The organism is Erwinia sp. MYb416 (assembly GCF_037479575.1).
GTDB lineage: Bacteria > Pseudomonadota > Gammaproteobacteria > Enterobacterales > Enterobacteriaceae > Erwinia > Erwinia rhapontici.
The window spans coordinates 607-827 of record NZ_JBBGYT010000285.1 but is presented as its reverse complement, the minus strand read 5'-3'; the positions used below and the strand labels follow the sequence as shown (position 1 = coordinate 827).

Annotated in this window: 1 protein-coding gene; it reads right to left on the bottom strand. The window is 58.4% G+C overall.

Annotated elements, in window-relative coordinates; translation table 11 throughout:
- The coding region (locus tag WH277_RS02560; RefSeq protein ID WP_445235302.1) for a flagellin N-terminal helical domain-containing protein at positions 1 to 221 on the bottom strand (221 nt) is incomplete at both ends.

Below are 221 nucleotides of genomic sequence, written 5' to 3'. Positions count from 1 at the left end.
TCGACCACCTGCTTCAGCGTGGTTTCTTCCGTCGACTGATTCTGTGTGGCAAACACACGCGCCGTTTTATACTGTTCGGTTGCGGCCTGAGACTGTGACACCACCACCGCCTGCGCGGCCGCCACCGGATCATCCGAAGGACTGTTTACACGGTTGCCCGTAGCAAGCTGTTGGCCCACTTTCAACCAGCTTGCCTGCGAAGTCTGAATGCCGCGCATCTG